Origin of the sequence: Pseudonocardia oceanicola (assembly GCF_047200735.1) — a bacterium.
Taxonomy (GTDB): Bacteria; Actinomycetota; Actinomycetes; order Mycobacteriales; family Pseudonocardiaceae; genus Pseudonocardia.
Genome location: NZ_JBJZON010000003.1, coordinates 226,310 through 239,238, shown reverse-complemented (window position 1 = coordinate 239,238; position 12,929 = coordinate 226,310). Strand labels below are relative to the sequence as shown.

The following is a 12,929-nucleotide window of genomic DNA, read 5'->3' as shown; positions in this document are numbered from 1 at the left end:
CACGGTCCATCTCCGGGCCACGAGCGGAACGAGGGGACGCGGTGACCGCAGCAGGTCGATTCCCTGGTAGCACAGCCCTGCAGGAGATCGGGCAGCTCCTGGCGCTCGCGCGGGAGGTCGGCCGTGCCCTGTTCCGCCCCCCGTTCCAGACCAAGGAGTTCATCCAGCAGTCGTGGTTCGTCGCGAGCGTGACGATGTTGCCGGCCGCGCTGGTGTCCATCCCGTTCGGTGCGGTGATCGCCCTGCAGTTGGCGTCGCTGACAGAGCAGCTGGGTGCACAGTCGTTCACCGGGTCGGCGGGCGTGCTGGCGATCGTCCAGCAGGCGGCGCCGGTCGTCACCGCGCTGCTGATCGCGGGGGCGGGCGGCTCGGCGATCTGCGCCGATCTCGGCGCCCGCACCATCCGCGAGGAGATCGCCGCGATGGAGGTGCTCGGCATCTCCCCCATCCAGCGGCTCGTCGTCCCCAGGGTGCTGGCCGCGATGCTGGTCGCGGTCGTGCTCTCCGCGATGGTCAGCGTCGTGGGCGTGTTGGGCGGCTACTTCTTCAACGTGGTGCTGCAGGGCGGCACGCCCGGGGCGTACATCGCGTCGTTCTCCGCGCTCTCGCAGCTCTCCGACATCGCGATCGGCGAGATCAAGGCGGCACTCTTCGGGCTGATCGCCGGGATCGTCGCCAGCTACCGGGGCCTGAACACCCCGCCGGGCCCACGTGGCGTCGGGGACGCGGTCAACCAGTCGGTGGTCATCTCCTTCCTCCTGCTGTTCCTGTTCGACCTCATCCTCACGGCGATCTATCTGCAGGTCGTCCCGCCCAAGGGATCGTGATGTCCGCCGAACGCGACAACCTGCGCCTGCTCGTCGACCCGCGGCTGCGGCGTGCTGCCGGTGCCCCCGTCCGGTGGCTGGACGACCTCGGCAGCCAGATGCTGTTCTTCCTGCGGACCCTCGCCTGGGGACCGCGCACCGTGCGGCGCTACAAGCGCGAGGTGATCCGGCTGCTGGCCGAGGTCAGCTTCGGCTCCGGTGCGCTCGCGGTGATCGGCGGCACCGTCGGCGTGGTCACCGCGATGTGCTTCTTCACCGGCAGCGTCGTGGGCCTGCAGGGCTTCGCCGCGCTCAACCAGATCGGTGCCGCGGCGCTGACCGGTTTCATCACCGCCTACTTCAACACTCGCGAGATCGCGCCGCTGGTCTCCGGTATCGCGCTCTCGGCCACCGTCGGCTGCGGCTTCACCGCGCAGCTGGGTGCGATGCGCATCTCCGAGGAGATCGACGCCATCGAGGTGATGGCCGTGCCCAGCCTGCCCTTCCTGGTGACCACCCGCGTCGTCGCCGGTCTGGTCGCGGTGGTCCCGATCTACGTGATCGGGCTGGTGTCCTCCTACGGCTCCTCACAGGTCGTCACGACCCTGTTCTACGGACAGTCGGCCGGCACCTACGAGCACTACTTCGAACTCTTCCTCCCGCCGGGCGACGTGCTCTGGTCCTTCGGAAAGGTCCTCCTCTTCGCGGTGGTGGTGATCATGGTGCACTGCCGGGCGGGCTACACCGCGAGCGGCGGGCCGGCCGGCGTCGGCGTCGCCGTCGGCAACGCGGTGCGCACCTCGCTGGTCGCGGTGACGCTGCTCGACCTGATGCTGAGCCTGGCCATCTGGGGTTCCACGACCACCGTCCGGATCGCCGGATGAGCGGGCAATGGAGCCGGACCGCGATCCGGATGCTCGGAGTCGGGTTCATCGCGATGGTCATCGGCGCCGTGGTGCTCACCGTGGCGCTGTACCAGAAGGCCTTCACCCCGGTCGTGCCGGTGACGCTGCAGCTCACGGAGCTCCCCGACCAGTTCGAGGAGTCCGCCGACGTCAAGCTCGACGGACTGATCGTCGGCGCCGTCGAGTCCATCACCCAGCGCGACGGGTTGGTCGAGGTGCGGCTCGGACTCGACCCCGCAGTCGTGGATCAGATCCCGGCCGACGTGTCCGCCCGGCTGGTGCCCAAGACCCTCTTCGGGCCGCGGTTCGTCGACCTCGCGACCACCGGGTCGACGACAGCGCCCCTGACGGAGGGCGCGGTCATCGGCCTCGACCGTTCATCGAGCGCGATCGAGCTGCAGCGCCTGCTCGACGGCCTGCTCCCGCTGCTGCGCCAGGTCCAGCCGCAGGACCTCGCGATGACGCTGAACGCGGTGTCCACGGCGCTGTCGGGCAACGGCGCGGACCTGGGGGAGACAGCGGTGCTGTTGCAGGACTACGTCGCCGAGCTCAACACCGTCCTGCCGGACCTGCAGGCCGACATCAGCGGGCTGGCCGACACCGCCGACCTCTACACCGACGCGGCCCCGGACCTGCTCGACGCCGCCGAGGACCTGACCGTCACCAGCCGGACCGTCGCCGAGCTGGAGGCGCAGCTCGCCGCGCTCTATCCCATGGTCACCACCGCGTCGGACGACCTGACGCAGTTCCTCGACCTCAACGGCACCACCGTCGTCGAGCTGGCGGCGGCGGCCAACCCGACCCTTGGCCTGCTCGCGCAGTACTCACCCGTGTTCGCCTGCACCTTCGACAACCTCGCCGTGATGGACGAGCGGCTCGCCCGCCTGTGGGGCGGCGGGCGCGAGTTCCCCGGCCTCTACCTCGACATCGAGGTCGGTGGCAGCCGAGGCAAGTACGTGCCGGGCCAGGACGAGGCCCGCTACGTCGACGACCGGGCCCCGTACTGCGTCCCCGGACCGCCGGAGGGGATCAACGCCTCTCAGTACGCCGGTGGGGAGCACCCGGAGTACTCGCTGCCCGGCGGGCCGATCGAGGACGGGTCCGACCATCCGCTGCCCCCGCGCTACCAGAGCGAGACCGACCCCGTGGCGAACCTGATCGGAGGCGGACGATGAGTGTCGACCTGCGTGGGGTCGTCGCACCGCTGGTGAAGATGCTCGTGTTCATCGTGGTCACGGCCGTGGCCACGACCGGTCTGGCGATCGTCATCACCAACTACAGCCCCGGGGACCGGACGAGCTACACAGCGCGGTTCACCGACGTCACCGGGCTGGTCGAAGGCGACGACGTGCGGATCGCCGGAGTCCGCGTCGGGTCCGTCGAGGACATCCGGGTGGTCGAGCAGACCCTGGCCGAGGTGCGGTTCACGGTGCTCGCCGACCGGTCGCTGCCGGGGACCTCGACGGCCGCGATCCGGTACCGCAACCTGGTGGGCCAGCGCTACCTGGCGATCGGGCGCGGCGACGCCGCCCCCGGACCGGCGCTGGAACCCGGCGCGACCATCCCGCTGGAGCGCACCACCGGCCCGCTCAACCTGACCGCCCTGCTCAACGGGTTCCGGCCGCTGTTCCAGGCGCTCTCGCCGCAGGACGTCAACCAGCTCTCCTACGAGATCATCCAGGTGCTGCAGGGTGAGGGCGGCACCATCCGCAGCCTGCTCACCCGCACCGCGGACCTGACCGGCGCGATCGCCGACCGCGACGCGGTGATCGGCGAGGTGATCACCAACTTCGACGAGGTGCTGGGTACGGTCGCCGACCGGGACACCGAGCTCGGCGCGGTGCTCACCCAGCTCCAGCAGCTGGTGAGCGGGCTGGCCGAGGACCGCCGCCCGATCGGCGACGCCGTGGCGGCGCTGGGGGAGCTGACCGACACGACCGCCGGCCTGCTCGACGAGGCCCGTCCCGCGCTGCGCAGCGACATCGCCGCGCTCGGTGACCTGTCCCGCCGGCTGGCCGACCAGGAGGGCGAGATCGAGCCCGCCCTGCAGAACCTGCCGATCAAGGCGGAGAAGATGGTGCGCAACTTCAGCCAGGGTGGCAGCTTCTTCTCGTTGTTCCTGTGCTCGGTGTCCACCCAGATCGGCTGGTCGGCGATGGGCATCGAGCCGGTCCAGCTCACCGACATCTACCCGGACGCCACGGTGCTGGCGCCGCAGCCGAGGTGCGTGCAATGAGATTCCTCCTCGAGGGCAACCGGATCCCCACGGCGGTGATCGGTCTGACGGTCATCGTCGCCTTCATCCTCGGTGCCTTCTTCGTCGACGAGCTCCCGGTGATCGGGAGCGGTCCCAGCTACCACGCCGAGTTCTCCGAGGCGGCAGGGCTGCGCGACGACGACGAGGTCCGGGTCGCCGGGGTCAGCGTCGGCCGCGTGGAGTCGATCGAGCTGGCCGGGGACCGCGTGCGGGTCGGTTTCACGGCCGACGAGGCCTGGGTCGGAGACGCCAGCTCGGCGTCCATCGAGATCAAGGACCTGCTGGGTCAGAAGTACCTCGCGGTCGAGCCCGCGGGGTCGGCCGCCCTGGAGCCCGGCGCGACGATCCCGCTGGAGCGCACCCGCTCGCCCTACGACGTGACCCAGGCGCTGGAGGGCCTCAGCGACACGGTGGGTGAGCTGGACACCGCGCAGCTCGCCGAGGGCATGCGGGTGGTGGCAGACACGTTCGCCGACTCCCCGGAGGAGGTCCGCGGGGCACTCGACGGGCTGTCGCGGCTCTCCCGCACCATCTCCAGCCGGGACGCCGAGATCGCGTCGCTGCTCGACGGGGCGAACACGGTCAGCGGCGTGCTCGCGGACCGGGACGAGACCTTCGCGCGGCTGCTCTCCGACGGCGAGCTCCTGCTGGCCGAGCTGTCCCGGCGCCAGGAGGCGATCGACTCCTTCCTCGCCGGCGCGCGCCGGATGTCGGCGCAGTTCACCGGGCTGGTGGAGGACAACCGCGAGCAGATCGGCCCGGCACTGGCCGAGCTGGAGCGGATCACCGCGATCCTGCAGCGCAACCGCGACAACCTCGCCCTCGGGATCGAGCGTCTCGCACCGGTCATCCGGGTGGGCGCGAACATCATCGGCAACGGCCGCTGGTTCGAGGCGTACTTCTGCAACATCGCGCCCCCGTCGGTGGGCCCGATCAACTCCGAGGGGTGCACGCTGTGAGCGCCGGGTCCTGGATCGAACAGCACTCCCGCCCGATCGCGGTCGGTGCGATCGCGGTGCTGGTCGCGCTCGGCGTCGCCGCGGCCCTCGGCGGGCCCGAGCCGCGCCGGGTCACCGCCTACTTCGGCTCGGCGGTGGGGCTCTACACCGGGTCTGACGTGCGGGTGCTGGGTGTCCCGATCGGCCGGGTCGCCGAGGTGGTGCCCGAGGGTGACCGGGTCCGTGCCGAGCTGGAGCTCGACGACGGATGGGATGTCCCCGCGGACGCGCTCGCGGCCGTGGTCATCCCCACCCTCGTGGCCGACCGGTACGTGCAGCTCGCCCCGGCCTACACCGGCGGCGAGCGGCTCGCCGACGGGGCGGTGATCCCGCTGGAGCGCACCGCGGTGCCGGTCGAGCTGGACGAGATCGTCTCGTCGGTCGACGACCTGACCACCGCACTGGGCCCCGAGGGTGCCAACCGCGACGGGGCGCTGTCGGAGCTGCTGCAGGTGGGAGCGGACAACCTGGACGGCAACGGTGCGCTGCTGGGCGACACGATCACCGAGCTGTCCGGGGCGACCGCCACGCTGTCCGGGTCGCGCGAGGAGCTGTTCGGGACGATCGCCGGGCTGCAGGAGTTCACCAGCACGCTGGCGGCGAACGACGACGACGTCCGCGCCTTCACCGAGCAGCTCGCGCAGGTCAGCGGCTTCCTCGAGGAGGACCGCCCGCAGCTCGACGCGGCCCTGCGCGAGGGTGCGGCCGCGCTCGGCACGCTGGCCGGGTTCGTGGCCGACAACCGCGAGGCGCTCGACACCGACGTCGAGCAGCTGGTGTCGGTCACCGGGGTACTGGTCGAGCAACGCGACGCGCTCGCCGAGATCCTGGACGTCGGGCCGATGGCGTTCAACAACCTGCTCAACACCTATGACCCGTCCAGCGGCACCCTGCACGCCCGGCTCAACGTCAACGAGCTGGCCTACCCGCCGCTGCTGACCGCCTGCGATCTGGTGGACCGGATCCTGCCCGAGCCCGAGGGACAGGTCACCGAGGAGGTCGAGGACCTGTGCCGGCCGGTGCAGAACGTGCTCGACGACGTCGTCCGGTTGCCCACCGGGACCGAGGTGCTCACGGCGCTGCAGACCGGCGACCTCGGGTCGCTGCCGCTGTCGCTGTTCCCCGAGCCCGGCGACGAGCGGACGGGTCTCTACCAGCCCGAAGGGGGCAGCCGATGAGTCGGCTCCGATCCGCGCTCGTCGCACTCCCGCTCACGGTGCTGGTCGCCGGCTGCGGCAGCGGCGGCGTGTACGACTTCCCGTTGCCCGGCGGCGCGGACGTCGGTGACCGGCCCTACACGGTGACGGTCCAGTTCCAGGACGTGCTCGACCTCGTGCCGCGGTCCATGGTCAAGGTCGACGGGGTCGAGGTCGGCCGCGTCGAGTCCGTCGCGCTGGCCGCGGACGGGTGGACCGCAGACGTGCTCGTCACCCTGCCCGGCGACGTGGCGGTGCCCCATGACGCGACCTTCAGCCTGCAGCAGACGAGCCTGCTCGGCGAGAAGTACGTGTCGATCTCCGTGCCCGAGGGGGCGACGGGCAGGATCGCCGCCGGCACCGTCGTCCCGCTGGCCGCCACCGACCGCGGGGTGGAGGTCGAGGAGGTCCTCGGCGCGCTGTCCATGGTCCTCAACGGTGGGGCCGTCGAGCAGGTCCGCACGATCGCCCAGGAGGTGAACGCGGCCCTGGAGGGCAACGAGACCGAGGTCCGGGCCCTGCTCGGAGACCTCGACACCTTCGTGGGCGGGCTCGACGAGCAGCGCGCGGAGATCGTGCGCGCGCTCGACTCGCTCAACGCGCTCGGCGGGCAGCTGCAGGCCCGCACCGGGCAGATCGCCGCGGTGCTGGAGGGGATCGGCCCGGGCCTCGCCGTCCTGGAGTCCCAGCGCACCGAGCTGGTCGGCATGCTGGCGTCGCTGGACCGGCTCAGCGACGTCGGGGTCGACGTGATCAATCGCAGCCAGGACGACGTCGTCGAGGACCTGCGGCTGCTCACCCCCACGCTCGAGCAGCTGGCCGTCTCGGCCGAGGACCTGGCCGTCAGCCTCTCCGTCGTGCCCACCTACCCGTTCCACGACGAGTACATCCGGGCCGAGCAGGGCGACTACGTCGACGGATTCATCCGGGTCAGCGGGGACCTCACCGACATCCTCGGCAACCTCGGCCGGACCCAGCAGCCGATCCTCGACCCGGAGATCCTGGGCGGGCCGCAGGCCGGTGGCGTCGAGCAGCCACCGCCGGCCTCACCGGGGGAGATCCCGCCCGTCCCGATCCCCGCCCTGCCCGGCGGCGGCGGGCAGGGCGGCCTCGGCGACCTCCTCGGCGCCGTCATCGGAGGTGGCTGATGCTCACCCGCACCGTCCGGATCCAGGTCACGGTCTTCCTGCTGATCGCCGTGCTCGGCGTCTCCTACACCGGCATCCGCTACGCCGACCTGGGCCGGTTCGTCGGCCTGGACGGCTACCGCGTCGACGTCGAGCTCGCCGAGTCGGGCGGGATCTTCGCCAACGCGGAGGTCACCTACCGCGGCGTCCCGGTGGGCCGGGTCGACCGGCTGGAGCTGCGCCCCGGCGGGGTCACCGCGGTCCTGGGGATGGACCGCGGTGGTCCGGACATCCCGGCCTCGGCGTCCGCGGTGGTCGTCAACCGCTCGGCGGTCGGCGAGCAGTACCTCGACCTGCGCCCGGACGCCACCGGCGGCCCGGCCCTGGCGGACGGATCGATCATCCCGGTGGGCCGGACCAGCGTCCCGCTGCCGATCGAGCAGGTAGTGGCCAGTGCCGACGGCCTCGTCCGATCGGTGCCGCTCGACGACCTGAGCACGGTCGTGGAGGAGCTGGGTCTGGCGTTCTCCGACACCGGTCCGGCGCTGCGGTCGCTGGTGGTGGACGGCCAGGCCCTGACCCGGGCGGCCATCGAGGCGAAGGACCCGACGCTGCAGCTGATCCGCGACGCCCGCACCGTGCTGCAGACCCAGAACGACCTGGCTCCGCAGGTCCGCTCGTTCAGCGACGACCTGCGGCTGGTCGCCGAGCAGCTGCGGACCTCCGACCCCGACCTGCGCGGGCTGGTCCGGACGCTGCCGCAGCTCGCCGGTGAGGTCCGGAACGTGCTCACCGACACCGGTGCACCCCTGGAGGGCCTGCTCGCCGACCTGCTGACCACCTCGCGCCTGCTGGAGCCCCGGACCGACGGGCTGCGCCAGCTGCTGGTCACCTTCCCGGTGATGTCGGCGGGCAGCTTCAGCGTGGTGCCCGAGGACGGCATCGGCAACATCCAGCTCGACCTCAACCTGGCCGAGCCGCCCGTGTGCACCCGTGGCTACGAGGGCACGGTGCGCCGCCCGGGGTCGGAGACCTCCGACGACATGCCCGCCAACTACGAGGCGCGCTGCGCGGAGACCTCCCCCAGCCCCATCGGGGTGCGGGGCGACGGGAACGCCCCCGACTACGGTCCGGCCCCCGAACCGACCGAGCCCGGCGGGTTCCGGCCCACGGGCACCCGCCTGTCCGCCGGGCAGGACGACGACGTCCCCGGGTTGGCCGGCGCCGCCGGGCTCCCCGGCCCCCCGGCGACGATCGCCGGACCACTGGAGGCGCAGCGATGACCGTGACCGACATCGAGCCCGCCCTCGACCCGTCCGGCGGGTCACCCGAGGCCGGGGCGGCCGGCCCGCTGTGGCGTCGGCTCGCCACCGGCGCGCTCGTCCTCGCGGTGTGCGGGGTGCTGTGCGCCGCCGGGTTCGGCGTGGCGCTCGCCCTGGCCGCCGGGTCGGAGGACGCGGGCGTGGCCCGCGCCCGGGACACCGTCCGGCTGGACGCCGAGAACGCCGCGGCGGTACTCAACACCCTGTCCCCGGACACGGCCGAGGAGGGCATCGACCGGTGGGAGGAGGTGGCGACCGGGCCGCTGCTCGCCGAGCTGACGCGCAGCCGCGCGGCGTTCGTGGAGACCATCCAGCAGGCCCGGCGGAGCACGGAGGCCCGCCCGCTGGACTCCGCCGTCGCGACGCTCGACCTCGCCGGCGGCACCGCCACGGTCCTGGTGTCCACCGACATCCTCACCACCCCGCCCGACGGGGAGCCGGTGACCAACCGGCAACGACTGGAGGTCGTCATGACCCGCACCGACGAGGGCTGGAAGGCCAGCGGCGTGCGCGTGATCGGGCTCAACCCGTGACCCGCGGCCGCCGGCCCGCTGCCGCCGCAGGTCCTGCTGCGACGAGCGCGCCTGTCCCCGACACCGCAGCTGCGCCGGTTCCGGCGGAGTCGGGGACCGATCCGGAGACCTCGGCCGCCGCCGAGCCGGAGGACCGGGCCGCCGGCGACCCTCCCGCCGTCCCCGAGGACCCGGCGCCCAGCGGCGGCCCGGGCCGACCGAGGGGCACGGCGGTGCGCGGCGAGCGGGCGCGCGCGCAGGCGGTCCAAGTGTGGCGAGGCATGATGGCGAGGCCGGTGCGCACCACCGTCGTCGCGACCGTGGTCGGCCTGCTCGGCCTCGGTGCTGCGGTGGCGATGGCGGCCCAGGCGGACGAGCTGCGCGGCCCGGCCGCGAACACCGCGCTGGTCGACCAGGAGAGCACCGCCCGGCTGCTCGGCGACGTCAACGCGGCCGTCGAGCGGACCTACGGCTACGCGTTCGACTCGCTCGACGCCGACGAGCGCGCCGCGCAGGACGCCGTCGTCGGCGCCTTCGCCGACCGGTTCCGCGAGGAGTTCGCCACCGTGCGGGAGCTGGCCCCGGCCCAGCAGGCCACGGTCACCGCCACCGTGCGGGAGTCGGCCGTGCAGAGCCTGCGGGGGAGTCGCGCGGAGGTGCTGGTGTTCGTGGACCAGACGATCCGCAACCTCGAGCTGCCCGAGGGAGCCGCCAGTGGCGCCCGGCTGGTCGTCACCGCCGAGCTGGTGGACGGGCGGTGGCGCATCGCCGACGTGCTGAGCCGATAGCGGGCGGGTCGCAGCCCGTGGATCCCGACGTGCGCGTCTTTCGGCATCGGGTTGACACCGCACGGATCCGGGACCCCCGCACGGGTCACCCGGTCGAGAGGACCTCTCGGAGGTAGGGCCCGATGAGTTCGGCGATCTCACCGGCCACGGTGTCCACGTCGCGGTCGGGCAGCACCACGTGGCTGACCAGCAGCCGGGCCAGTGCGTCGGCGGCTACCGCCACCTGGCGCGGGTCCGCGGAGGGACGGCGTCGCAGGACGTGGCCGGTGAGGGCCGCGGTGGCCCGGTCGATGATCGGGGCCGAGTCGGTGGTGACCAGGTCGAGCAGGCCGCTCTCCGCCCCGGTGAGCAGGCAGGTGACCATCGGGTCCTCCCGGGCCGCGTTCAGCAGGAACCGGCAGCAGGTGCGGACCGCTTCCTGCTCGTCGCCTTCCGTGCCCGCCAGGACGTCGGACAGCGCACCGAGGAGCAGGTCGGTACGGCGGAGCACGACCGCGCGGATCAGTGCGGGCTTCGAGCCGAATTCCGCGTAGAGCGTCTGCCTGCTGATGCCCACCGCGACCGCCACGTCGCCCATCCGCAGCGACTCCCAGCCCGATCGGCCGGCAACCTGGGCGGCGGCGTCGATCACGACCTCGCGCAGCAGGTGGCGCGTGACACCCGGGAATCGGTGCTGCCCTTGTGCCATGATGGCAGCCTGACAGATGGCGCATCGCTGTCAAGAAGACGGACACAACGCAACGAAGGGTCCACCGATGACGGAGCTTCCTCCGCGGCCAGCGGACGCTGTCCTGCTCGACCCGCACGGGGACCGCTGCTTCGGCTGCGGCCCGGACAACCCGGCCGGGGTCGCGCTGCAGGTCTACCGCGTCGGCGACGAGGTCCTGGCTGACGTGTCCTTCGCGCCGAAGCACGCCGGCGCCCACGGTGTCGTGCACGGCGGGGTGCTGGCGTCGGCGTGCGACGACCTGGTGGCGTTCCTGCTCTACGTGCTGCAGCAGCCGGCCGTGACCCGCAGCCTCCAGATGGACTACCTGGCACCGGTGCCGGTGGGGGAGCCGCACCGGCTGGTGGGTGGACTGGTGAGTCAGGAGGGTCGTCGGTTGACGATGGTGGCCGAGGGGCGCGCCGCCGACGGTGCGGTGCGGTTCTCCGCGCGCGCCGTGTTCGTCACGGTGGACCTCGCGCACTTCGAGCGGTTCGGCGCGGTCGACGGGGCCGACGTGGTCAGCAGGTTCCGTGTCGCACGACCCGACCCGGCGACGGCGGACACCGGACCGCCCCGCCCGTCGGTGCCCGGCACGATCGCCCGGGGTGCCTGATGGGTGGCTCGATGGTGGCCGGGTACCCGCACCGGATCGGCGGGCACTGCGGGTCCGGCTCGTTGCGTGACCTGCTCGAATGGGCCGGCCTGAGCTACGGCGACGTGCCGATGGGCGAGGGGGCGGTGTTCGGGCTGGGCGGCAGCCTGAGCTTCAGCTACCTTCGTGGCCCCGGCCTCGGGACCCCGATCTACCTGGTCGGGCGGGGCGCATCACTGACCGAGCAGTTCAGCGCGAACCTCGGCATCGCCCAGGAGCTGCGCTCGACCGACGATCCGGTGCTGGGCTGGGAGTGGGTGCGCGACGAGCTCGATGCGGGCCGCCCGGTCCTGTGCTGGGCCGAGATGGCCGAGCTGCCTTACCTGCGGGTGAAGATGCGGATGAGTCGCCACGACATCGTCGTCATCGGCTACGACGACGACGCGGGCACGGTTGTCGTGGTGGACAACGACCGGGCCGAGCCGCAGACGATCGGCCGCGACGACCTGGCGCGGGCCCGCTCGGCCGTCGGCTTCCCGGTGCCCACCCGGCACACCTGCTTCCGGCTCGGCTTCCCCGACGCACTGCCCGACCTGCGGGCGGCGGCGGCGAGGGCGTGTGCCGAGGCGGTGCACGGGATGTCCGACCCGGTCCCGGCGATGGGTGCGACGGCGGTCGCCGGGACCGCCGGGGTCGCTGCGTTCGTGGCCGACCTCGACCTCTGGGCCGAGCAGTTCCCGGGGGACGCGCTGGATCGTGCGCTGTTCAGCCTGCAGGTGTTCGTGGAGAAAGCGGGAACCGGCGGCGGGCTGTTCCGGCGGCTGCAGGCGGAGTTCCTGACCGATCTCGGCGGCTGGGTCGACGATCCGGCCGTGTTCGCGGCGGCCGCGGTGTACCGGCGGCTCGCCGACACGTGGTCGCGAACCGCTTCGGCTGCCGTGGGCGGGGCCCCGGCCTCCGACCGCCTCGCGGCGGTGCGCCGCGAGGCCGCCGCGCTGCCCGCCCTGGAGTGCGAGGGCGTCGACAGGCTGGCTGCGCTGGCACAGCGGCTGGCGCCCTGACCAGCACCCCACCGGGGGCCAGCCCCGGCGCGGGATCCCTCGTTCAGGGCACGCCACGCGCCCCGGGAGGACGGCGCGAACCCGCTGCCGTCACCGCGGGCGGGCTCGTTGACAGCCACACCCGGGCCGGTGCCGACCGCGTCCATCGCCAGGAGTGCGGCTCGGAACTCGGTCACCAGTCGCCGGTGCGGGCGAGGCGCCGTGACATGTCGACGCCGAGAAGGCTCTGGGAGCCGATGATCGCAGCGGCCGGGGCGGGGTCGCGGCCCTCGTGTAGGCGACGACCAGGTCGCGCAAGGCGTCGTGGATGGGGAGCCAGGCCCCGGTCTCGACCCAGAGGAGGTAGAAGCCGTAGATGGTCTTGGCGGGCGGGAAGTCGTGCGGGAACGCCGCCCAGGCGATCCCGCCGACCACCAGGTAGAAGATCGCGTCCAGGACCAGGCGGCAGGGGTGTCTCTGCGCGGATCCCCCGTCGGTCCAGGTGACGGGCGCACCAGGCTGCCGTTACGACCGCAGGTGAGCGACGGGTCGGTGGCGGTCGTGAGCGGAACCGCCGGTTCGCGGTATCGGCAGGCCCAGCGCCTCAGCGTGGAAGACCCGGGTCCTCGTGCAGGCGCTCGGCGACGGAGAGCTGCGGCTCGTAGGGCAACGGCGCC

General features: G+C 72.7%; 13 protein-coding genes and 1 pseudogene. 12 read left to right on the top strand and 2 right to left on the bottom strand.

All coding sequences use genetic code 11. The annotated features are described in order from the left end of the window. Positions 1-41 precede the first annotated feature (41 nt). The 10 genes from ACL02T_RS07625 to ACL02T_RS07580 all read left to right on the top strand — a co-directional run bounded on the left by ACL02T_RS07625 (position 42) and on the right by ACL02T_RS07580 (position 9,911). Positions 42-827 (top strand): MlaE family ABC transporter permease, encoded by a 786-nt coding sequence (locus tag ACL02T_RS07625; protein ID WP_412829927.1) that lies wholly within the window; start codon positions 42-44, stop codon positions 825-827. Then, the gene (locus ACL02T_RS07620; RefSeq protein ID WP_218601246.1) at positions 827-1,690 is read left to right on the top strand and encodes an MlaE family ABC transporter permease; all 864 of its coding nucleotides are present in this window, start codon (positions 827-829) and stop codon (positions 1,688-1,690) included. Before ACL02T_RS07625 ends, ACL02T_RS07620 begins: the two co-directional genes overlap by 1 nt. Then, positions 1,687-2,886: an MCE family protein gene (locus ACL02T_RS07615; protein WP_218601247.1), complete on the top strand. Its 1,200-nt coding sequence runs from the start codon at positions 1,687-1,689 to the stop codon at positions 2,884-2,886. Before ACL02T_RS07620 ends, ACL02T_RS07615 begins: the two co-directional genes overlap by 4 nt. After that, the gene (locus ACL02T_RS07610; protein ID WP_218601248.1) at positions 2,883-3,947 is read left to right on the top strand and encodes an MCE family protein; all 1,065 of its coding nucleotides are present in this window, start codon (positions 2,883-2,885) and stop codon (positions 3,945-3,947) included. Before ACL02T_RS07615 ends, ACL02T_RS07610 begins: the two co-directional genes overlap by 4 nt. Further along, positions 3,944-4,927, top strand: coding sequence for an MCE family protein (locus tag ACL02T_RS07605; RefSeq protein WP_218601249.1), 984 nt, complete (start codon positions 3,944-3,946; stop codon positions 4,925-4,927). Before ACL02T_RS07610 ends, ACL02T_RS07605 begins: the two co-directional genes overlap by 4 nt. After that, positions 4,924-6,144 (top strand): MCE family protein, encoded by a 1,221-nt coding sequence (locus tag ACL02T_RS07600; RefSeq protein WP_226363628.1) that lies wholly within the window; start codon positions 4,924-4,926, stop codon positions 6,142-6,144. Before ACL02T_RS07605 ends, ACL02T_RS07600 begins: the two co-directional genes overlap by 4 nt. After that, positions 6,141-7,310: an MCE family protein gene (locus ACL02T_RS07595; RefSeq protein ID WP_218601250.1), complete on the top strand. Its 1,170-nt coding sequence runs from the start codon at positions 6,141-6,143 to the stop codon at positions 7,308-7,310. Before ACL02T_RS07600 ends, ACL02T_RS07595 begins: the two co-directional genes overlap by 4 nt. Then, positions 7,310-8,572, top strand: a complete 1,263-nt coding sequence (locus ACL02T_RS07590; protein WP_218601251.1) for an MCE family protein — start codon at positions 7,310-7,312, stop codon at positions 8,570-8,572. The genes ACL02T_RS07595 and ACL02T_RS07590 overlap by 1 nt, the downstream gene beginning before the upstream one ends. Next, positions 8,569-9,144 carry a nuclear transport factor 2 family protein gene (locus ACL02T_RS07585; RefSeq protein WP_218601252.1) on the top strand — a complete coding sequence of 192 codons (576 nt, stop codon included), beginning with the start codon at positions 8,569-8,571 and terminating at the stop codon, positions 9,142-9,144. Before ACL02T_RS07590 ends, ACL02T_RS07585 begins: the two co-directional genes overlap by 4 nt. 275 nt (positions 9,145-9,419) lie before the next feature. Next, positions 9,420-9,911: a hypothetical protein gene (locus tag ACL02T_RS07580; protein ID WP_218601253.1), complete on the top strand. Its 492-nt coding sequence runs from the start codon at positions 9,420-9,422 to the stop codon at positions 9,909-9,911. Positions 9,912-9,996: 85 nt separating this feature from the next. On the opposite strand, the gene ACL02T_RS07575 is transcribed toward ACL02T_RS07580, so the two are convergent. Then, positions 9,997-10,599, bottom strand: a complete 603-nt coding sequence (locus ACL02T_RS07575; RefSeq protein ID WP_218601254.1) for a TetR/AcrR family transcriptional regulator — start codon at positions 10,597-10,599, stop codon at positions 9,997-9,999. 67 nt (positions 10,600-10,666) lie between these two features. Here ACL02T_RS07575 and ACL02T_RS07570 point away from each other — a divergent pair, with 67 nt between their 5' ends. Then, complete coding sequence (locus ACL02T_RS07570; protein ID WP_218601255.1) at positions 10,667-11,233, top strand: PaaI family thioesterase; 567 nt, start codon at positions 10,667-10,669, stop codon at positions 11,231-11,233. Then, the gene (locus ACL02T_RS07565) at positions 11,233-12,273 is read left to right on the top strand and encodes a BtrH N-terminal domain-containing protein (protein WP_218601256.1); all 1,041 of its coding nucleotides are present in this window, start codon (positions 11,233-11,235) and stop codon (positions 12,271-12,273) included. Before ACL02T_RS07570 ends, ACL02T_RS07565 begins: the two co-directional genes overlap by 1 nt. A gap of 90 nt (positions 12,274-12,363) precedes the next feature. Here the strand turns inward: ACL02T_RS07565 and ACL02T_RS07560 are convergent. Beyond that, positions 12,364-12,735 (bottom strand): annotated as a pseudogene (locus tag ACL02T_RS07560) (transposase); the annotation flags it as partial. Positions 12,736-12,929: the final 194 nt, after the last annotated feature.